The sequence below is a fragment of the Arthrobacter humicola genome (assembly GCF_022803015.1).
In the GTDB taxonomy this organism is placed as follows: Bacteria; Actinomycetota; Actinomycetes; order Actinomycetales; family Micrococcaceae; genus Arthrobacter; species Arthrobacter humicola_A.
Map to the genome: position 1 here is coordinate 166,259 of NZ_JAFKON010000002.1, position 18,727 is coordinate 184,985.

General features: G+C 68.4%; 17 protein-coding genes. 1 reads left to right on the forward strand and 16 read right to left on the reverse strand.

All coding sequences use genetic code 11. The features are described from left to right. Nucleotides 1-8 precede the first annotated feature (8 nt). From rpsR to rpsF, 3 genes are all read right to left on the reverse strand, one after another. Nucleotides 9-248 carry a 30S ribosomal protein S18 gene (gene rpsR, locus ARTB_RS05755; RefSeq protein WP_003800144.1) on the reverse strand — a complete coding sequence of 80 codons (240 nt, stop codon included), beginning with the start codon at nt 246-248 and terminating at the stop codon, nt 9-11. 125 nt (nt 249-373) lie between these two features. Continuing rightward, complete coding sequence (locus ARTB_RS05760; RefSeq protein ID WP_243178120.1) at nt 374-949, reverse strand: single-stranded DNA-binding protein; 576 nt, start codon at nt 947-949, stop codon at nt 374-376. A gap of 55 nt (nt 950-1,004) precedes the next feature. After that, entirely contained in the window at nt 1,005-1,310 is a 306-nt protein-coding gene (gene rpsF / locus ARTB_RS05765; protein ID WP_026266755.1) for a 30S ribosomal protein S6, read from the reverse strand. Between the two features lie 271 nt (nt 1,311-1,581). Between rpsF and ARTB_RS05770 the strand changes: the two genes are divergently transcribed. Continuing rightward, nucleotides 1,582-2,265 carry a DUF1345 domain-containing protein gene (locus ARTB_RS05770; protein WP_243178121.1) on the forward strand — a complete coding sequence of 228 codons (684 nt, stop codon included), beginning with the start codon at nt 1,582-1,584 and terminating at the stop codon, nt 2,263-2,265. A 13-nt stretch (nt 2,266-2,278) separates the two neighbouring features. Here ARTB_RS05770 and ARTB_RS05775 read toward each other — a convergent pair whose 3' ends face one another. The 13 genes from ARTB_RS05775 to ARTB_RS05835 all read right to left on the reverse strand — a co-directional run bounded on the left by ARTB_RS05775 (nt 2,279) and on the right by ARTB_RS05835 (nt 18,709). Next, entirely contained in the window at nt 2,279-3,592 is a 1,314-nt protein-coding gene (locus ARTB_RS05775; protein WP_243178122.1) for a M18 family aminopeptidase, read from the reverse strand. A 62-nt stretch (nt 3,593-3,654) separates the two neighbouring features. Then, the gene (locus ARTB_RS05780) at nt 3,655-4,551 is read right to left on the reverse strand and encodes an intradiol ring-cleavage dioxygenase (RefSeq protein WP_439954099.1); all 897 of its coding nucleotides are present in this window, start codon (nt 4,549-4,551) and stop codon (nt 3,655-3,657) included. Nucleotides 4,552-4,798: 247 nt separating this feature from the next. Continuing rightward, nucleotides 4,799-6,259: an amino acid permease gene (locus ARTB_RS05785; RefSeq protein WP_243178124.1), complete on the reverse strand. Its 1,461-nt coding sequence runs from the start codon at nt 6,257-6,259 to the stop codon at nt 4,799-4,801. 285 nt (nt 6,260-6,544) lie between these two features. After that, on the reverse strand, nt 6,545-7,306 hold the full coding sequence (locus ARTB_RS05790) for a response regulator (protein WP_243178125.1): 762 nt from the start codon (nt 7,304-7,306) through the stop codon (nt 6,545-6,547). After that, the gene (locus tag ARTB_RS05795) at nt 7,266-8,645 is read right to left on the reverse strand and encodes a sensor histidine kinase (RefSeq protein WP_243178126.1); all 1,380 of its coding nucleotides are present in this window, start codon (nt 8,643-8,645) and stop codon (nt 7,266-7,268) included. The genes ARTB_RS05790 and ARTB_RS05795 overlap by 41 nt, the downstream gene beginning before the upstream one ends. Before the next feature lie 36 nt (nt 8,646-8,681). After that, nucleotides 8,682-9,566 carry an ABC transporter permease gene (locus tag ARTB_RS05800; RefSeq protein WP_243178127.1) on the reverse strand — a complete coding sequence of 295 codons (885 nt, stop codon included), beginning with the start codon at nt 9,564-9,566 and terminating at the stop codon, nt 8,682-8,684. 3 nt (nt 9,567-9,569) lie between these two features. After that, nucleotides 9,570-10,511, reverse strand: a complete 942-nt coding sequence (locus ARTB_RS05805; protein ID WP_223914891.1) for an ABC transporter ATP-binding protein — start codon at nt 10,509-10,511, stop codon at nt 9,570-9,572. A gap of 178 nt (nt 10,512-10,689) precedes the next feature. Next, entirely contained in the window at nt 10,690-12,186 is a 1,497-nt protein-coding gene (locus tag ARTB_RS05810) for a bifunctional phosphatase PAP2/diacylglycerol kinase family protein (protein WP_243178128.1), read from the reverse strand. Nucleotides 12,187-12,201: 15 nt separating this feature from the next. Continuing rightward, nucleotides 12,202-13,389 (reverse strand): MFS transporter, encoded by a 1,188-nt coding sequence (locus ARTB_RS05815; RefSeq protein WP_243178129.1) that lies wholly within the window; start codon nt 13,387-13,389, stop codon nt 12,202-12,204. Continuing rightward, entirely contained in the window at nt 13,386-14,159 is a 774-nt protein-coding gene (locus ARTB_RS05820) for a DeoR/GlpR family DNA-binding transcription regulator (protein WP_243178130.1), read from the reverse strand. Before ARTB_RS05820 ends, ARTB_RS05815 begins: the two co-directional genes overlap by 4 nt. 122 nt (nt 14,160-14,281) lie before the next feature. Next, nucleotides 14,282-15,964: an ABC-F family ATP-binding cassette domain-containing protein gene (locus ARTB_RS05825; RefSeq protein ID WP_243178131.1), complete on the reverse strand. Its 1,683-nt coding sequence runs from the start codon at nt 15,962-15,964 to the stop codon at nt 14,282-14,284. 4 nt (nt 15,965-15,968) lie between these two features. Next, on the reverse strand, nt 15,969-17,447 hold the full coding sequence (locus ARTB_RS05830) for an amidase (RefSeq protein ID WP_243178132.1): 1,479 nt from the start codon (nt 17,445-17,447) through the stop codon (nt 15,969-15,971). Further along, entirely contained in the window at nt 17,444-18,709 is a 1,266-nt protein-coding gene (locus tag ARTB_RS05835; RefSeq protein WP_243178133.1) for a M20 family metallo-hydrolase, read from the reverse strand. Before ARTB_RS05835 ends, ARTB_RS05830 begins: the two co-directional genes overlap by 4 nt. Nucleotides 18,710-18,727 lie beyond the last annotated feature (18 nt).

Below are 18,727 nucleotides of genomic sequence, written 5' to 3' on the forward strand. Positions count from 1 at the left end.
TCCCTTCCTTAGCCGCGGCCAGCGCCGGAGTAAGGCAGCAGAGCAACTTCGCGGGCGTTCTTGATTGCCTGGGCGATCTTGCGCTGTTCCTGCACCGTGACGCCAGTGACGCGACGGGCGCGGATCTTTCCGCGGTCGGAGATGAACTTGCGCAGCAATGCTACGTCCTTGTAGTCGATGACAGTGATGTCAGCGGCCTTCAAGGGGTTGGACTTTGGTTTGGGCTTACGGAGTTCAGCCTTAGCCATCGTGGAGCTCCTATTCGATGGAGCCCGTGGATATTGATCCACGGGATGGTGGTGATCCGGCGCAGTCTGCACCAGGCCGCCTTGCGGCGGCCAGTCGGTTTTCGTTGCCGGACCTTAGATGTTGTTTAGAAGGGAGGTTCGGAATCCGGGCCGTTGCCCCAGCCGCCGCCCGCATTGCTGACCCCGGGCGTGGCCCACGGGTCTTCCTGCGCGGCGGGCTGGTTGCCGCCCCAGGTCCCACCGGTGTTGCCACCCTGGTTTGCACCGTGGCCGCCACCGAATCCACCGCCGCTGTTGCCGCCGCCGAAGCCACCCTGACCACCCTGACCGCCGGAGCGCTGGGTGCGGTTGACCTTGGCGTTGGCGTAGCGCAGGCTCGGGCCGATTTCGTCGACCTCAAGCTCGATAACGGTGCGCTTCTCGCCTTCTTTTGTTTCGTAGGAACGGCTCTTCAAGCGGCCGGAGACGATTACGCGCATGCCCTTGGTCAGGGACTCGGCGACGTTTTCGGCTGCTTCGCGCCAGACCGACGCGCGGAGGAACAGGGTTTCCCCGTCCTTCCACTCATTGGACTGCCGGTCGAAGGTGCGGGGAGTAGAAGCGATGGTGAAATTCGCTACGGCCGAACCGGACGGTGTGAACCTGAGTTCGGGGTCATTGGTGAGGTTACCGATAACCGTGATAGTGGTTTCGCCTGCCATCTACTGCCTCCTTGTGCGTTCCTGCGGGGATAAAGATTGAAGGTTGGCTGCTGAATTACTCAGCAACAACTTTCTGCTCTTCGGGGCGGGTGATCTTGGTGCGCATGATGGTCTCGTTGAGACTCAGCTGGCGGTCAAGTTCCTTGGCGGTAGCCGGCTCGGCGGTGAAGTTCACCACGGCGTAGATACCTTCGGACTTCTTCTGGATTTCGTAAGCCAGGCGACGACGGCCCCAGATGTCAACCTTTTCGATGGTTCCACCATCGTTGGTGATGACGTTCAGGAACTTCTGAAGCGACGGCTCAACGGCACGCTCTTCGACCTCGGGGTCGATGATTACCATCAATTCGTAAGGACGCATATGTGAACCCACCTCCTTTGGGCTAAGCGGTTACGGCATTTCCGTAACAGGAGGTTCATTTGCGGTGTCATGCAATGCCCGGCCGCCGGAACGGAGGCAGGGCGCAGCACAGACTTCAATAGCTTAGTGCATGCGGGCCGGAATCCGCGATTCCGTGCCTCCACCGTACGGCCCCGCGGCCTGGCCGGGAAGAGCGCCGGCCGCCATGTGGATAACCGCCACACGGCCAGCGGTCAGTCGGGGGGCGCATCGGCTGTGCCATGATCTGAAAATGCACACCAACCCCTCGTCAGCCGTGCCGCCGCCGCTCCGCCGCAGCCGTCTCCGCTTCGCCGCCATGGTGCTGTTGGGGCTGCTCGCCGCCGGGGCGGCCGGAATGTCAGGGCACTGGGTGCAGGCTCCCACGATTGGCTGGTGCGCCGCCGCCTTGACCTACGTCGTCTGGGTCTGGCTGGTTATCGGCCGCCTCGACCCTGCGGACACCCGGTTGCACGCCACAACGGAAGACCCGGCCCGGAGCACGACGGACCTGCTTATCCTGGCCGCCAACGCCGCCAGCCTGGCGGCGGCGGGAGCGGTCATCGTGGATTCGCACAACAACACTGACACCCTCTCCAGGATTGCCGGCGGGCTGCTCGCGGTAGTCTCGGTGGCGCTGTCCTGGACCCTGGTCCAGACGCTGTTCACACTGCGGTACGCGGAGCTGTACTACGGCACGGGCACGAGGGCAGGCTCCCGGGTGGGCGGCATCGACTTCAACCAGAGCAGCCCGCCGCAGTACACAGATTTCGCCTACTTAGCCACAAGTCTGGGCATGACATACCAGGTATCGGACACCGCGCTGCAGAACCATGGCATCCGGGCCGAGGCCCTCAAGCACAGCCTGCTCTCGTACCTCTTTGGGACCATCATTCTGGCAACCACCATCAACCTCGTAGTCGGCGTCGCCGCGTAGGGCGCCGCAAGCGTCAGGCCGCCGTCCGGAAGAACGTCCGGGTCACCGCGGTCAGCCGGTGCGGGTCCTCGACGCCGCAGAGCTCGCGTGCCGAGTGCATCGACAGCAGGGCGACGCCGACGTCGACCGTCCGGATTCCCAGCCGGGTGGCGGTCAGCGGGCCGATCGTCGACCCGCACGGCATCACGTTGTTGGAGACGAATTCCTGGTAAGGAATACCGGCGTCGGTGCACAGCCGGGCCCAGAGCGCGGCGCCGGCGGCGTCGGTGGCATAGCGCTGGTTGGCATTGATCTTCAGCAGCGGGCCACCGTTGAGGACCGGCCGGTTGGCGGGATCGTGCCGCTCGGGATAGTTCGGGTGCACGGCGTGGCCGGCGTCCGCGGAGACGCAGAACGACGCCGCGAAGGCCTGCCGCCGCTGGCTTGCAGAGGCGCCGAGTCCGTCCGAGATCCGCACGAGGACATCTTCGAGGATGGGTCCGCACGCCCCGGAGCGGGACGCCGAGCCGACTTCCTCGTGGTCGAAGGCGGCCAACACGGCAATCGGCGCACCGTCCGGCACGGGCGTGCCGGCGTGCGCCACCAGCGCCGTGAGCCCGGCGTGCGTCGCGGAGAGGTTGTCGAGCCGGCCGGAGGCGAAGAATTCGCCCCTGGCGCCGAACACCGCCGGGGCCTGGGTGTCTGCGATGACGACGTCGTACCCGCCGATCTGCGCCGGATCCACCTCGGCATCGGCAACGCGGTCCGCGAGGAGTCCGAGCAGGTCCTCGCCGGCTGGGTCGCCCAGGCCAAAGACCGGATTCATGTGCTGCTGCTTGTCCAGGGCCAGGCCCTCATTGACGGCCCGGTCCAGGTGGATGGCGAGCTGCGGGAAGCGCAGCAGCGGGCCGGTGGCCGTGAGGTGCTGCGTGCCGTCGCGCATGACGAGCCGGCCGGCGAGCTGGAGTTCGCGGTCCAGCCAGGAGTTCAGGAGGGGTCCGCCATAGACCTCGACGCCGGCCTGCAGCCAGCCGAACTTGCCGGTGGTGGGCTTCGGCTTGAGTTTGAAGGAGGGCGAGTCCGTGTGCGCGCCAAGGATGTTGAAACCGGTGGTCGGTCCGGCGCCTGCCGGGACCACCCAGGCGATGAGGGCGCCGTCGCGGATCACGTAGAACTTGCCGGCGGCGGCCGCGGGCTCCGGCCAGGGCTGCAGTTCGTCCAGACCGGTGAAGCCCGCCGTGTCCAGCCGGCGCGCGGCCTCGTGGACGGCGTGGAAGCTCGACGGCGACGCGCTGACGTACGCGCCGAGGTCCTGGATGTGCTCTGCGGCAGTGCTCGGTGTGGGCATGGCTCCGAGTCTAGCCCGGCCCGCACGGGCCCCGGGGGCCGGGGTGCCGGGCGACGCCGCGCCTAGACGGTGACGTTGAGACCGGCGGCGTAGCCCGCGGCCACCGAGCCGGTGATGGTGGCCAGCTGGTAGATGCCGCCGTCGTTGCCGAACACGTTGTCGGACTTCAGCGTGGTGCGGGGGAAGTTCTGCGCGCTGGATTCGTACCCGGCCGACGCGTAAACCTGCTTGCATGCGGCCTCGGTCAGCGCGATCTGTGACACCGCCAGGACCTGGCCGGCCGCCGTCGCATTGTTCATGGACTCGAACACTTCGAAGTGGATGTGCGGCCAGCGGCCGTTGTAGGCGCCGGGGTAGATGGTCTTGAACGTCACCTGGCCGTTCGCGTCGGCCTCCTGGACGCCGCGGAGGTAGTTCTCGTTCTGAAGCCCGGAATCGTACATGGAGTATTTGCCCTCGCGGTCACAGTGCCAGGCGTACACCGCGGCACCGGCCAGCGGGGTGCAGCCGTTGGCGTTGTCCAGAAGGGTCAGCGTGACGGTCAGCGGTACGCCCTCGGCTGTGCTGGTGGAGGTCCCGAAGCTGGAGGTGATGTCCTGACGGACCACGCCGGATGCCTCGAGGACGTTGGGTCCGTTGGAACCGTCACCGGGGTAGGGGCCGGCGGTTTCCTGCGGGATTTCGACCCCGCACTCGGCGATCGCCCGGGTCAGCGTCGGAGTGGCCGAGGCCGACGTCGCCGCGGCCGAGGGCGCAGCGGCTGTTGCCGCCGGGGTCCCGGCGGCCGACGTCGAACTGCTGCCGGTGCCGCTGGTGCCGCCCGGGCTGCAGGCCGCAAGGGCTGCGGCCGTTCCCGCGCCGAGGAACATGCCCAGCGATCGGCGGCTGACGAGGGTGGAGAGATCGAATTCCAGGCCGCGGTCGTGGTTGGGGTGCGGCTCGTGCGGGGGCTGCGGCATTTTTGTCATGACCCCATCGAACCCGGCAGCGCTATGGGCTGGCTAGTCCCTTCCTGTGACGCGGCTGTGCTCCGGCACGCAGGCACATGCCCTCCCCTCGGCCCGGGGACTGGGCATGTCCCCCCGGCACGCATGGATATGCCCTCCCCTCGCGCCGGGCAGTGGACATGATGGCGCTATGTCCAGTGGTGGGCGCAGGGGGAGGGCATGTCCGGCGGTGCGGGACCGCCGCGGGGGCTTTCCGGGGCTACGACACCGGGCGGGCGCCCACCGTGGCGTCTTCAGCGCCAGGCTCGGCGTCAACCGGGGTGGCGTCGGCAGGAGCCTCGCCGGCACCTGTTGCGGGAACAGCGGCCTTGGCACCGTTCCTGCGGTAGCGGATGACCCCGATCCCCACGACGACGGCGGCGAGAGCCAGCGAGAGCAGCAGCGATTCCCGTGTGGATTCCAGGATCACCATGCCGATCAGCAGGGCCACGATGCTCACGATCGACACCCAGGTCAGGTACGGGAAGAGCCACATTTTCAGCTGGAGGTCCTTGGCGGCGGCGCCCATGCGGCGGCGCAGGATCAGCTGGGAGGTCGCGATGACGAGCCACACGAACAGCGCGATGGCGCCGGAGGTGTTGACCAGGAACAGGAAGACCGTGTCCGGGGCGACGTAGTTCAGTCCGACGGTGACGAAGCCGACCACGGTGGAGGCCAGTACCGCGGCAGCGGGCACGCCGCGCTTGGAAATCCGCATCCACGACTTGGGGGCGTCGCCGCGGCGGGACAGCGAGAACAGCATGCGGCTGGCGGTGTAGAGCCCGGAGTTCAGGCAGGAGAGCACCGAGGTCAGGACCACAATGTCCATGATGGTTCCGGCGCCGGGGATGCCGAACAGCTCAATGACGGCGACGTAGGGGCTCTTGGCGACGGAAGCGGAGTTCCAGGGCAGCAGGGTGACCACAATGGCGATGGAGCCGATGTAGAACACGAGGATGCGCCAGACGGTGGACTTCACGGCCTTCTTGACCGCATCGACCGGGTTCTCGGATTCGCCGGCGGCGATGGTGGCAATTTCCGCGCCGAAGAACGAGAACACCACCACGAGGATGCCGGCCAGGACGGCGCCGGGGCCGTTGGGCATGAACCCGCCGTTGCCGATCAGGTTGTCCAGGCCGGGCGCCGGAACGCCGGGGATGAGGCCCAGGATGGCGGCGACGCCGAAGAGCAGGAAGAGCACGATTGCCGCGACCTTGATGGAAGCGAACCAGAACTCGAATTCGCCGAACGACTTAACGGACCCGAGGTTGGTCAGCGTCAGCAGCACCATCAGGGCAAGCGCCCACACCCACTGGTCAATGCCGGGGACCCAGCGGTGCATGATCGCTGCCCCAGCCGTTGCCTCGATGCCGAGGACAATGATCCAGAACCATGCGTAGAGCCAGCCGATGCTGAACCCGGCCCAGCGGCCCAGGGCCTTGTCCGCGTAGGTGGAAAATGAGCCGGTTTCCGGGTTGGCCGCGGCCATCTCGCCCAGCATCCGCATGACGAGGATGACGACGAGTCCCGCCGCGGCATAGGCAACCAGGATGCCGGGGCCGGCCTGCTGGATCGCCGCACCCGAACCGACAAACAGTCCGGCGCCGATCACGCCGGCGATGGCAATCATGGACAGATGCCTGGGTTTCAGGGATTTTGAAAGCTGCTGGTCAGCGGGCATGGAAGCGCCGTCCTTCGTGGGGGGTTCAGGCCCGCTCGTTGCCGGCACGGAATCGAATCCATGCTGTGCGGCGGACCACAATGTCGTTTCACACTAGACCGCGCGGCGGACCGTCCGTCTTGTGCAGTCCCACAAATGACGGCGCGTCAGACCGGGCCATCACCCAACGCGAGGGCCACGGAGTCAACCAAAGTTGCCTCACGGGCAATTCGGCAATGTGCCTGAAACCACTGCTTCAGGTACTACCTGCCGGTAACCTGCCTTGCGGCGGCCGGGGGGCGGCCGTCAGTAGTCCGCGTTGCTGGGCACCACGAGGCCGGTCTCATATGCGTACACCACGGCCTGGACGCGGTCGCGGAGGTGGAGCTTGGTCAGGATCCGGCGCACATGCGTCTTGACGGTGGCCTCGGACAGGAAGTACCGGTGCGCGATTTCGGCGTTGGAGAGTCCCTCCGCCATCGCCCCGAGCATCTCGTTTTCGCGGGGTGTCAGGTCCTCCAGCAACGGATCCCGCGCCGGGCGTGCGGGGCTGCCGGCCTGCTGGCCGCCCTCGTCCGCCCCGGCGTGCTGGCCGGCGGCGCCGCCTGTCCCTGCAGGATCCATGCCGCCGGCACCACGGACATAGGTCTCCAGCAGCCGCTGCGTAACACGGGGTGCCACCACGGCGTCGCCGCTGGCCACCACCCGCACCGCGCTGACCAGTTCTGCCGGCGCCACGTCCTTGAGCAGGAACGCAGAGGCCCCTGCCCGCAGTGCTGCAAAGGCGTATTCATCGAGGTCAAAGGTGGTCAGGATGATGATTTTGGCGTCGGAGCCCGAGGCGGCGATCGCCCGGGTGGCCTCGATCCCGTCCAGCACCGGCATCCGCACATCCATCAGGACGACGTCGGGCGCGAGCTCCCAGACGTGGCGGACCGCTTCGGCGCCGTTGGACGCCTCGCCCACGATGCACAAATCGTCTTCACCCTCCAGGATGAGGCGGAAACCCATCCGTAGCAGCGGCTGGTCATCCACCAGCAGGACGCGTACCGGCGTGTTGTCGGACATTGTTCCCCCTTGATTCCGTGGCATTCTCGCCGTTGCAGTTCAGTTCCGCGTGCACGCGCCAGCCGCGGTCACCGGCGCGCCCGGCGTACACGGTGCCAGCGTAGATCCTGGCCCGCTCCCGCATCCCGGCTATTCCATGCCCGGTGCCGAAGGAGTCCAGTGCGTCAGGCTTCGCCTGCGCGCCGGTCCCGGGAGCCCCCGGGTCAACGGTGCCCCTGCCGTCGTCGAGCACTTCAATGGTGACGCGGGAGCCGTTCCGGACAATGCTGACCTCCACCCGGCTGAGCGCGCGGCCGTAGCGCAGCACGTTGGTCAGCGACTCCTGCACAATTCTGTAGACGGTCAGCTGAAACGCCGCATCGTCGGGCAGGGACGGGCCGGTGTGCGTGTAGTGCAGCGGCAGTCCCGCGGTGCGGAAGCCCTCGAGCAGTTTGGCCAGGCTGCCCCCGGCCACCAGCGGCTCGCGCGGGGCATGTCCCGTGGCGGCGTCCTCGCGCAGCACGCCAAGGACGCGCCGCATGTCGGCCAGCGCGGTGCGTCCGGTCCGGGAGAGTTCGGCCAGGACGCCGGCGGCGCGCTCCGGATCCTTCTTGACCACGACGGAGGCGCCGTCCGACAGGCTGATCATGACCGTCAGCGAGTGCGCCACGACGTCGTGCATTTCGCGCGCGATCCGGTTCCGTTCCGTGACCGAGCCCAGCTGCTGGGCCCGGGCGGCCCAGGCAGCGATCTCGTGCTCGTGCTCGCGCCGCTGCCGCACCGAGATACCGATCCCCGTGGCGATCACATTCGAGAGCGCGATGCCGATGCCCGCCGCGATGCCCGTCAGCAGCTGGAAATTCTCCGGTGTGCGGACGGCCATGTCCGGGAGCCGGCCGTCCAGCGGGCCGACGGCCAGCAGGAAGTACAGGAGCAGCAGCGGGGCGGTGGTCAGGGCCAGGGCGGCGAGGGCGAACCGCCGGGTGCGGACGACGGCGACGGCGTACAGCGAAAACCAGAGCCCGGCGGAGACGTTGGACCCCCAGGGATGCAGGAAGGTGACCGCCAGTTCCAGGGCCCCCACAACCGCCGCCACCCGCACCGGATACGCCCGCCGGAAGAGCAGGACCGGCGCGGCCGCGGCGAGCAACACGGCCACCGGCCAGTCGCCGTGGATGACCGATTCGACCGCCGTGGGCGTGACCAGGACCAGATAGCAGAGCACCACCAGGACGTCCATGACCCGAGGATTGGCCAGCAGGTAGCGCCGGAGCCGGCCGCGGCGGCGGGCCGTGAGTTCAGCAAGGGACGCGTCGGCCGGTCCGGCCGGCGCGTCCCTGACAGGTACCGCATCGATCATGCTCTGAGCCTAGACTCTGGGGCCCGTGGCGCCGGCCTAGACGTCCCGCCTCTTGAGCAGGACGGCGGCCAGGAGCACCGGGATGACAACCCAGGCGCCCAGCACCAGGGCGGCCTGCCAGGCTTCGAGGGTGTCCGGGAGGTGCTCCACCGCGGTCAGCGGATCCACGGTGTTGCCGGGCAGGTACTTGCGGGCCTCCACGAAGAAGTCGCCCGGAATGAGCTGGAAGGCGATGGGTGCCACGAAGAACAGGCCCACCAGGCTCATGATGCCGCCCGCCGAGTTGCGGATCAGCGTGCCCAGCGCCATGCCGATGGCCGCGACCGCCGCCACGTAAATGCTGTTGACAAGGAGCAGCTTGACCGACTGCGGGCTGCCCAGGTCCAGGCCCAGGCCGTAGTTGTCCAGGATCGGCACGGATACGAATCCGGCGGCCAGGGTGGATGCGGCGGTGACGACGAAGGAGGTCACCACCACCACCACGAGCTTGGCCGCGAAGGCGGGGATGCGTTTGGGCACCGCCGCGAACGTGGACCGGGCCATGCCCGTGGTGAACTCGGAGCTCATCAGCAGCACGCCGAGGGAGCCCAGGATCAGCTGGGCGAACGCGATGCCGGAGGTGGGCACGCTGACGGCGATGTCGCCGCCCTGGGCCGCGAGCCTGGCGCCGACCTCCGGGTCCCGGGCAGCGGCCTCGGAGAACTGGCCCGTCCCCCAGGCCGAAAGCGCCCCGAACCCCACCATGACCACCACTGTGGAGCCAAGCAGGATCAGAGTGGAGAGCAGGGTGCGGAACTTGATGAATTCGGAGTTGAGGACCCGCAGGAAGCTGGGGCCGGGACCGGAACTGCTGCCGTTTCCGGACCGCTGTGCGTCGGCGCCGCGGCGCGAGGGCGTGGATTCAACGGTTGTGGAGCTCATGGCTTAGTTGCCTCCGGCTTCGACGGGAACGGCGCCCGTGGTGATCAGCGAGTGGTATTCGACTTCATCCTTGGTCAGTTCCATGTAGGCCTCCTCGAGGCTGGCCTGCAGCGGGGTGAGTTCGTAGATCATGACGTGGTTCTCCAGCGCCGCAGTGGCGATCTGGCGCGGGTCCAGGCCTGTGACTTCGAGGAGTTCGCGCTCCTGGACCTCCACCGAGACCCCGGTCCCGGCCAGCAGCTGCATGAGCCGGTCCGGCTGGTCGGTGCGGACCCGCGTCCGGCCCTGGCCCTTGCCGGTGATGATCTCCTGGATCGGGGCGTCCGCAATGATCCTCCCGCGGCCGATCACGATCAGGTGGTCCGCCGTGACGGCCATCTCGCTCATGAGGTGGCTGGAGAGGAAGACCGTGCGGCCCTCGGAGGCCAGGTATTTCACCAGGTTGCGGACCCACACCACGCCCTCCGGGTCAAGGCCGTTGACGGGCTCGTCCAGGATGACGGTCTGCGGGTCGCCCAGGAGGGCGGCGGCGATGCCCAGCCGCTGGCCCATGCCGAGCGAGAAGCCGCCGACCTTCTTCCTGGCCACCTCGGCCAGTCCGGTCATCTCAATGACTTCGTGGACCCGTTTCTTCGGGATGCTGTGGGTCGCCGCCATGGCCAGCAGGTGGTTGTAGGCGGAGCGGCTCGTGTGGACTGCCTTGGCATCGAGCAGGGCGCCGACGTCGCGCAGCGGTGCGGCGTGCCCGGTCAGCGGGGACCCGTTGACGGTCACCGAGCCCGACGTCGGCCGGTCCAGCCCCATGATCATGCGCATCGTGGTGGATTTTCCGGCCCCGTTCGGACCCAGGAAGCCGGTGACCCGGCCGGCTTCGACGGTGAAGTTGACGCCGGCGACGGCGGTCTTGTCGCCGTAAACCTTGGTCAGGCCTCGTGCTTCGATCATGGAAGCGTTCCTTTGCGTAGCGGGAGATGATCCGGGGCACCGCAGTCACGGGCCCGTCTGCACACCACGCTACCGAGGCAAGCTGCGTATTTCGCCGGTCTCAGGGATGATTCAGGGGCTAATCAGGGTAGTCCGGGAGGATGACAGGGGTTTGGACGACGGGGTCGGGCGACAGGGTTCAGCCGAGGGGCGAATAGTAGGTCAGCGCGCCGGGGCGGACCGTGAATTCCACCCGCCGCACCCCGGGCACGACCTCTCCGTCGACGGCGAGGACCATGGGCCCGTTCCCGGGTTCCACCGTGATCCGGTCCGTTTCGCTCAGATGGGTAATCCCGGACGTGGCCACGGTGCCCGTGAGCACGGCCCAGAGCAGCCGCAAGCGGGCGAACGGCTCATCGGCGGTGATCATCCGCAGATCCAGGACGCCGTCCGCGAGTACCGGGCGAACCAGCGGCGCGTGGTCGCGGGGGTAATAGCGGCCGCGGCCGATGTACAGGATCCAGAGCCGGTGCCGCACCCCGTTGACGATCAGCGTGGTGGGGGTGCCGGCCGCGAAGGTCCGGAGCATGGCCACCACTCCGGCCAGGGGTTTGCCCAGTGCCGGCTGGAGCTGCTCCCGCCGGCGGACCAGGTTCGGGTAGAGGCCGATGCTGGCCGTGTTGAGCATGATCAGCTCGAGGTGCTCCGGGCTGTCGGGGAGCCCGCGCTCGACACTCACGTGGCCGACGTCGGCGACGGCGGCCTCGCCGCGCGACGCCGCCTGCACGGCGTCCGCCAGGGTGGGGGTTCCGGCGTCGCGGGCGAAATGGTTCAGCGTGCCGCCGGGGAGCACCAGCAGCGGGAGGGAACGTTCGACGGCGGCGGCCGCCGCGGCGCCCACGGTCCCGTCGCCGCCCCAGACGCCCAGGGCCGCAATGCCCGGCCGGGTCGCGACCTGGGCGATGCCCGCGTCGACGGACTCATCGGGCCCGATTTCCTTTATATACGCCTTAGGGAATACTTTTTGCAGGGCGTCGGCAGTCTCGTCAGCATAGGACCCGCCGAGTGTGTTGACCGCGATGCCGAGCCCCTGGCCGTCCGGGAGTTCCGCGGCCGGGGCAGCGCCGCGGCGGGTTTCCGGGAACGGTGGCCGGACGGGCCACCACTTCCGCGTCACCATGGCCGCGCCGGCGCCGATCGCGGACCCGAACAGCACATCCGAGGGCCAGTGGGCCCCGGTGTGGACCCGGGAGTAGGCCACTCCGGCCGCGAGGGGGGCAAGCGCCGCACCGAGGGCCGGGCGGACCATGCCGACCCCGAGTGCGAAAGCCACCGCGGAGGCGGAGTGTCCCGACGGCATCGACGAACTCGTCGGCTGCGGGTTCACGAAGCGGAAGACCGGAAGGTGTTCGGGCAGGGGGCGGGCCCGGGGCAGGAGGGTCTTGAACACGACGTTGGTCACCGCCGAGGCGGCGCCTTGCGCGATGAGTCCGTGCACTGCTGCCCGGCGCGTCTTGCCGGGCACCAGGGCCATGGCTCCGGCAACGCCGAACCAGAGTTTGCCCTTGTTGGCGGCGGCGGACAGACGGCGGAAGAAGTCGTCATGGCCTCCTCCCGGCAGATTGGAGACGGCGCCCACCAGTTTGCGGTCGAATTTCGACAGGCGGCCGGGGGCCTTCCTCAGCATGGTTCGCATTGGACCACCATACTGCTACCTCGCGGGCAGCGGCTTCGCGGCTCCGGCCAGGACCAGCGCCACCACAATCGGAATCCCGATCGCCAGCAGGGCGGTCCTGATACCGGTCACATCGCCCAGGTAGCCCAACAGGGGCGGCCCGGCGAGGAATGCAATGTACCCCAGCGTGGACACGACGGACACCCGGGCGGCCGCCTTCCTGGGGTCGTCCGCCGCGGCGGACATCCCGATCGGGAACGCGAGGGCGGCCCCCACGCCCCACAGCACGGCACCGGCCGCGGCCAGCCAGATGGTGCCGGCGAACACGAAGAGGCAGAGGCCCGCCGTTGCCGCTGCCATGCTGGCGCGCAGCACGGCCACGCGGCCGTAGACATCGATCGCGCGGCCACCAAAGAAGCGCATGGCCGTCATGGCCAGCACGAAGGCGGCGAACTGGAGCGCCCCCGTGGATTGTTCAGCGCCCAGGCCGTCAACCGAGGCCTTGGCAATCCAGTCGTTGCCGGCGCCTTCAGTCAGGGTGGCGCCGAGGACGACGACGCCGATCAGCAGGGTGCGGCCGTCCCGCCAGGCCGAACCGCCCTTGCCGTGCTCCGCGTCCCCTGGAGCGGGTGCCTCGGCAGGCAGATGGGGCAGGAAATACCGGGGGGCCACCGTGGTCAGTACGGCGACGACGGCGGCGATGACCAGCAGGTGCTCCGGGAGCCCGACCCCCAGGGTGGACAGTCCGGCCCCGATCAGGGCGCCGACGAACGCGCCGCCGCTGAAGGCTGCGTGGAACTGCGGCATGATGGTGCGCCCGAGCCGGTGTTCGACGTCGGCACCTTCAATGTTCTGCGAAACATCCCACAAGCCGACGCCGATGCCGAAGAAGAACAGGGCCATCGCCGTCCCCGGGACGGAGGCCGCCATCAGGGACAGCGCCACGCCGACGCCGGCCGCCGCTGCCACCAGTCCGGCGCCGCGGACGGTGTTGGCGGTGCCGATCCGGCCGACGACGAACCCGGCCGTCGGCAGGGCGATCAGCGAACCGACCGCCAAGCACAGCAGCAGGGTTCCCATCTGGCCCGCGGTGATGTGCAGGATCTCCGTCACCGCGGGGATCCGGGCTGCCCAACTGGCGAAGACCAATCCATTGATCCCGAAGACAAGGAACGTCGCCCCGGTGGCAGCCTTCAGCTGCGGAACGGTTGCGGTACTGGTCATACGATCACTGCTTCCACCGAATGTTGGGCGAGTTGGTCAAGTTCTTCAGGGCTGAACGGCCGGTCGGTCACGATGGCGTCCACGGCGTCCAGGGAGGCGACGAGGGCTACGGCGCTGGCGTTCCATTTGGCTCCGGCACAGGCGACAATCACCCGGGCCGCGGATTCCAGGCCGGCGCGCTTTACGGCAGCGTCGTCGAGGTCGTGGGCCAACAGCCCGTCCTTGAGATTCAGGGCGCAGGGCGTGACGACGGCGGCGTCGAAGCGCAGCGAGCGGATGTTGGATTCCGTCATGGGACCGCGGAAGGAAAGTTCACCGGGGACGAGGCTGCCGCCGGGCATCAGGAGCTCGGGGCGGCGCCCGGCCGGAGCATCGTCCGGGGACAGCGCGGTGACGGCCCGCAGCGACATCGGCATGATCGTCATCTCACGCTGGCGCAACTGGCGGGCGATCTCCGTGGCCGTGGTGCCGCTGTCCAGCCAGACGTGTCCGCGGTCCGGAAGCATGGCCGCCACCCCGGCAGCGATCCGCACCTTGGCGGTGTGGTCCTCCAGCTCGCGTTGGCCGTATTCCGGGTTTTCACCGCCGAAAACCAGGCTCCTGGCTCCGCCGTGGACCCGTCGCAGCACGCCGTGCAGGGCCAGGATGTCGAGGTCGCGTCGGACGGTCGCACCGGAGGCGCCGCAGGCGGCGATGAGCTCCTCCACCGTCACGTGCTCCCGGTCGCGCAGCAGTCCGCCGATCAGGCGGTGCCGCTCATCAGTGTTCATGCTCAAATGCTAGCGGTTTGTGATCATTTAATCATTTATTGCGCAAATGCACGGCTGCGCGGGGTCACGTGGCGCCCATAATCCCCTCGGGACCGGCGCCAAGTGACCCCGCGCTGCTTGGGTTAGCGGGCACGCTCGACGCGCTTTTCGTCCCAGACCGGTTCGGCGGACTCGTAGACCCTGCCGTCGGAGCCGAAGACCAGGAAGCGGTCGAAGGTGCGGGCGAACCAGCGGTCGTGGGTGACCGCCAGGACGGTGCCTTCGAAGTGGTCGATCGCCCGTTCCAGGGCCTCGGCCGAGTGCAGGTCCAGGTTGTCCGTGGGCTCGTCGAGCAGCAGCAGCGTGGCGCCGGAGAGCTGCAGCAGCAGGATCTGGAACCGGGCCTGCTGGCCGCCGGAGAGGGATTCGTACTTCTGCTCGGACTGCCCCGCCAGCCCATAGCCGTCCAGCGCCCCGGCGGCGGCTTCGCGGCCCATGCCCGAGCGGTGCTCGTCGCCCCGGTGCAGGATTTCGAGCAGGGTCTTGCCCAGCAGGTCGGGCCGGACATGGGTCTGGGCGAAGAAGCCGGGCCGGATCCTGGCGCCGAGTTTCACGGTGCCCTCGTGCGGCACCTCCGCGATCTCGACGTCGGACACCGGCAGGTGCTCCCGCTCCGGATCCGTGCCGCCGGTGGCGAGCAGGCGCAGGAAGTGGCTCTTGCCCGAACCGTTGGAGCCGAGGACGCCCACCCGGTCGCCGAACCAGATCTCGGTGGAGAACGGCTTCATCAGGCCGGTCAGTTCCAGTTTCTCCGCCACGACGGCCCGCTTGGCGGTGCGACCGCCCTTGAGCCGCATCTGCACGTTCTGCTCGATCGGCAGGGCCTCGGGCGGGCCGGCCTCGAGGAACTTCGCGAGCCGGGTCTGCGCCGCGTGATAGCGGTTGGCCATGTCGGAACGGAACGCGGCCTTGTTCTTGTACATGTTGACGAGTTCCTTGAGCTTGACGTGCTCCTCGTCCCAGCGTTTGCGCAGCTCTTCGAAGCGCGCGTTCCGGTCGGCCCGGGCCTCGACGTAGGAGCCGAAGCCGCCGCCGTGGATCCACGCGCCGGCGCCGTTGATGCCCGGTTCCAGGGTGACGATGCGGCCGGCGGCGTTGTTGAGCAGTTCACGGTCGTGGCTGATGAAGAACACGGTCTTCTTCGACTCATTCAGCTTGGCCTCGAGCCAGCGCTTGCCCGGAACATCGAGGTAGTTGTCCGGCTCGTCCAGGAGCAGCAGTTCGTCGGGGCCGGCGAAGAGGGCCTCGAGGACCAGACGCTTCTGCTCGCCGCCGGAGAGGCTCGACGCCGGGCGGTGCTGCGCCCGGTCGAACGGCAGGCCGAGGGCGGCCATGCAGACCTCGTCCCAGACGGTCTCGACGTCGTAGCCGCCGGCATCCCCCCAGTCCACGATCGCCTGGGCATAGGCCATCTGGGTGGGCTCGTCGTCGTGCTCCAGCATGGCGAGCTCTGCCTCATCGACGGTACGCGCGGCGGCGGCCAGGGCAGGCGGGGCGGCGGAGACCAGCAGGTCGCGGACCGTGGACTCGTCCCGGACCTGGCCCACGAACTGGCGCATGATGCCCATGTTGCCGGACCGGCCGATCACGCCTTCGTCCGGGACGAGGTCGCCGGAAATGATCCGGAACAGCGTGGTCTTGCCGGTCCCGTTGGGCCCGATCAGCGCTGTCTTGGTGCCGTCCGGGACCTTGAAGGTCACCCCGTTGAGCAGCTGGGTGCCGTCGGAGAGGAAGTAGTCGATGCCGGATACGTCAATATGAGCCACGCGTTCAATCTTCCCACGGCCGGACCGGCCGTGGCCCGGGCGCCTGGCTGTTTACCAGGAGGTCCGGTCGGAGCCCTGCCCAGGGCCGCACCGCCTCCACGGCGGCGCCCACGGTGAAGACTGTAGCGTCCTCGAACGGATGGCCCACGATCTGCACACCCGTGGGGATGCCGCAGTCGGCCATGCCGCTCGGCACGGCAAGGACGGGGCAGCGGTTGCTGATGTTGAAGGGCGCCGTCATGTGCCCCTGCCAGTAGTGCCCGAGCCGCTGGCCCCCGGCGTCGATCCCGTCAAGGTACATGCCGTCCGCATCCAGGGCGGCCACGGCCGAGGCCGGACAGAGAAGGGCGTCGAAGCCGGACATCGCCGCGGCAAGCTCGGCCTGGATGCGGGTTTCCGCCTGGATGCCGTCGACGAACCGGTTTTCCGCGGCGGCTTTCCGGGCGTCGGCCATGAACCGCCGTGTGTACGGGGCCAGCAGCTCGGGAGACTCTGCGGTCGCGTCCTCCATAGCCGGCCCGAGGAGGTAGCCGAAATGTGTGAACATAGTCCGGCTGATGTCCTCGGTGGTCCAGGGCAGCTCGATCTCTTCCACCACGGCGCCGGCATCACGCAGGGCCGCTGCCACGCCGCGCGTATTGGCCTCAACATCAGCGGCGACGGGATAGTTCCCCAGCCGGATGCAGAGAGCGATGCGCATGCCGGCCACTGCCGAGCCGGCGTCAGCACCCGGCGGGCAGGACAGCGCCGGACTCCCGGCGAGGGAGCTGTGGTCGCCCGGATGACGGCCCGCCATAACGTTCGCCAGCAGGGCTGCGTCCGCCACGGTCCGTGCCATTGGGCCGTCGCCGCGGTAGTGGTCCGCGGAGAGCGGGGCCAGGCCGGGAATCCTTCCGTAGGGTGCCTTGTAGCCGACGGTCCCGGTGAACGACGCCGGCAAACGGGTTGACCCGGCGATGTCGGAGGCGGTGGCGAGCGGCGCCAGCCCGGCGGCCAGTGCCGCCCCGGAACCGCCGGAGGAGCCGCCCGGGGAATACTGCCGGTTCCAGGGATTGCGCGTGACCCCCCACAGGGGACTGTGGGTGACGGTTGCGCAGCTGTATTCGGGCGTGGTGGTGCGGGCATGGATGATGCCGCCGGCACGCCGGATTCGGTCGATGACGGGATGGTCCGCGTGCGCGAGCTCCCCCTTGCGGGCTACGAGCCCCTGCGAAAGGGTGCGTCCCCGGAGCCCGTGCTTTTCCTTGGCGGCCACCGGCAGCCCCAGCAGGGGTGTGAGGTCCCGCCCCCGCGCATACCGTGCGGCGGCCTGCCGTGCTGCCGGGACCGCCTCTTCGAACAGGGTTTCCGTCAGGGCGTTGATTCCGCCGTTGACGGCCTCGGTCCTGGTGATCACCGCTTCCATGAGCTCCACCGGCGAGAGCTCCCGGGAGCGGAAGAGCCGCAGGGCCGTGCCGGCGTCGAGGTAGTGCAGCTCGGTCATGCCCGGGCCGCTGCCGGCTGGGAGGAGGCTTCGGCGAGGGCGCCGGCAACCAGCTCCCGGGCTACCCCGGTGAGCATGTCCACGCCGGCAACCATGTCCTCGTCGGTGCTGAATTCCCGTTCGCAGTGCGAGACGCCGTCCACGCTGGGGATGAAGAGCATGACCGACGGCGCCACCGTGTTCATGGCAACGGAGTCGTGGCCGGCCATGGTCTGGATCCGCCGCGCGGAAAGGCCCAGGTTCGCAGCCACCTTGTCCGCGAGTTCAAGCCCGCCTTCGGGGAAGCGGCGGATCGGCCGGATGTCGAAGTCCTTAACATTGACTTTGATGTCGTGTTCGCGTGCCAGCGCATCGATGTCCTCGATAAGTTTGGCGCGGGCCGCCTTTACGATGTCCGGATCGCCGGAGCGGAGGTCGGCGACGAGGTGGACCCTGCGGGCCACCACAATGGGCGAGTTCGGTTCGAGGGTCAGCTGGCCCACGGATGAGACGAGGGCCTCCTCGGCGAACTCAGCGGTGACGTCGTGCACCATAAGAATGATCTTGGAGGCTGCCACCAGGGCGTCGTGCCGGTCTGCCATGGCCGTCGCTCCGGTGTGCGACTGTTCGCCCAGCACTTCGATGTCCAGTTTCTGGGTGTACCAGCTGCTGTCCACCAGCCCGATGGAGATGCCCTCGCGTTCCAGGATCCTGCCCTGCTCGATGTGGATCTCGGCGTAGCCGGCCGCCTCGGGCCCGTCAGACGTGCCGAGGTACCCGATGCCGTCCAACGCCTCACGGACTGTGATGCCTTGCAGGTCCGCCACATCCAGCATCTGTTCCCGCTGCAGGAGTCCCGCAAACACCGAACTTCCCATGATGCTCGGCGCGAACCGGCCGCCCTCCTCGTTGAACCAGTTCACCACCGCCAGGTTGAACCGCTGCGCGGCCCCGCCCTCCGCAACCTCGGCGTCCAGACGCCGGGCCGCGTGCAGGGCGGCGACGACACCGTACGCGCCGTCGAACCGGCCCCCGAGCGGCTGGCTGTCCAGATGGGATCCGATCAGCACATAGGGCGCCCCCGGCGTCCACTCCAGCAGCCCGAACATGTTGCCGATCCCGTCCACCCGGAGTTCCCATCCGGCCTCACGCACCCACCCAGCGAACCAGTGGCGTGTCTGCGCGTCCTCCGGGGTTGCGGCCTGGCGGTCGACGCCATTGTCGGGGGTGGCGCCGATGGTGGCCACGTGGTGGAAGTCTTCGAGGAAAGCTGCTGAAGTCATGGGAAATCCTTTGTAGGT

Excerpts from the sequence above, each read along its gene's own strand:
- ARTB_RS05790 (WP_243178125.1), bottom strand. The coding sequence starts at position 7,306 with ATGTCCGACAACACGCCGGTACGCGTCCTGCTGGTGGATGACCAGCCG.
- rpsF (WP_026266755.1), bottom strand. The coding sequence starts at position 1,310 with ATGCGTCCTTACGAATTGATGGTAATCATCGACCCCGAGGTCGAAGAG.
- rpsR (WP_003800144.1), bottom strand. The coding sequence starts at position 248 with ATGGCTAAGGCTGAACTCCGTAAGCCCAAACCAAAGTCCAACCCCTTG.
- ARTB_RS05770 (WP_243178121.1), top strand. The coding sequence starts at position 1,582 with ATGCACACCAACCCCTCGTCAGCCGTGCCGCCGCCGCTCCGCCGCAGC.
- ARTB_RS05820 (WP_243178130.1), bottom strand. The coding sequence starts at position 14,159 with ATGAACACTGATGAGCGGCACCGCCTGATCGGCGGACTGCTGCGCGAC.
- ARTB_RS05815 (WP_243178129.1), bottom strand. The coding sequence starts at position 13,389 with ATGACCAGTACCGCAACCGTTCCGCAGCTGAAGGCTGCCACCGGGGCG.
- ARTB_RS05805 (WP_223914891.1), bottom strand. The coding sequence starts at position 10,511 with ATGATCGAAGCACGAGGCCTGACCAAGGTTTACGGCGACAAGACCGCC.
- ARTB_RS05795 (WP_243178126.1), bottom strand. The coding sequence starts at position 8,645 with ATGATCGATGCGGTACCTGTCAGGGACGCGCCGGCCGGACCGGCCGAC.
- ARTB_RS05800 (WP_243178127.1), bottom strand. The coding sequence starts at position 9,566 with ATGAGCTCCACAACCGTTGAATCCACGCCCTCGCGCCGCGGCGCCGAC.
- ARTB_RS05835 (WP_243178133.1), bottom strand. The coding sequence starts at position 18,709 with ATGACTTCAGCAGCTTTCCTCGAAGACTTCCACCACGTGGCCACCATC.
- ARTB_RS05775 (WP_243178122.1), bottom strand. The coding sequence starts at position 3,592 with ATGCCCACACCGAGCACTGCCGCAGAGCACATCCAGGACCTCGGCGCG.
- ARTB_RS05760 (WP_243178120.1), bottom strand. The coding sequence starts at position 949 with ATGGCAGGCGAAACCACTATCACGGTTATCGGTAACCTCACCAATGAC.
- ARTB_RS05830 (WP_243178132.1), bottom strand. The coding sequence starts at position 17,447 with ATGACCGAGCTGCACTACCTCGACGCCGGCACGGCCCTGCGGCTCTTC.
- ARTB_RS05810 (WP_243178128.1), bottom strand. The coding sequence starts at position 12,186 with ATGCGAACCATGCTGAGGAAGGCCCCCGGCCGCCTGTCGAAATTCGAC.
- ARTB_RS05785 (WP_243178124.1), bottom strand. The coding sequence starts at position 6,259 with ATGCCCGCTGACCAGCAGCTTTCAAAATCCCTGAAACCCAGGCATCTG.
- ARTB_RS05780 (WP_439954099.1), bottom strand. The coding sequence starts at position 4,551 with ATGCCGCAGCCCCCGCACGAGCCGCACCCCAACCACGACCGCGGCCTG.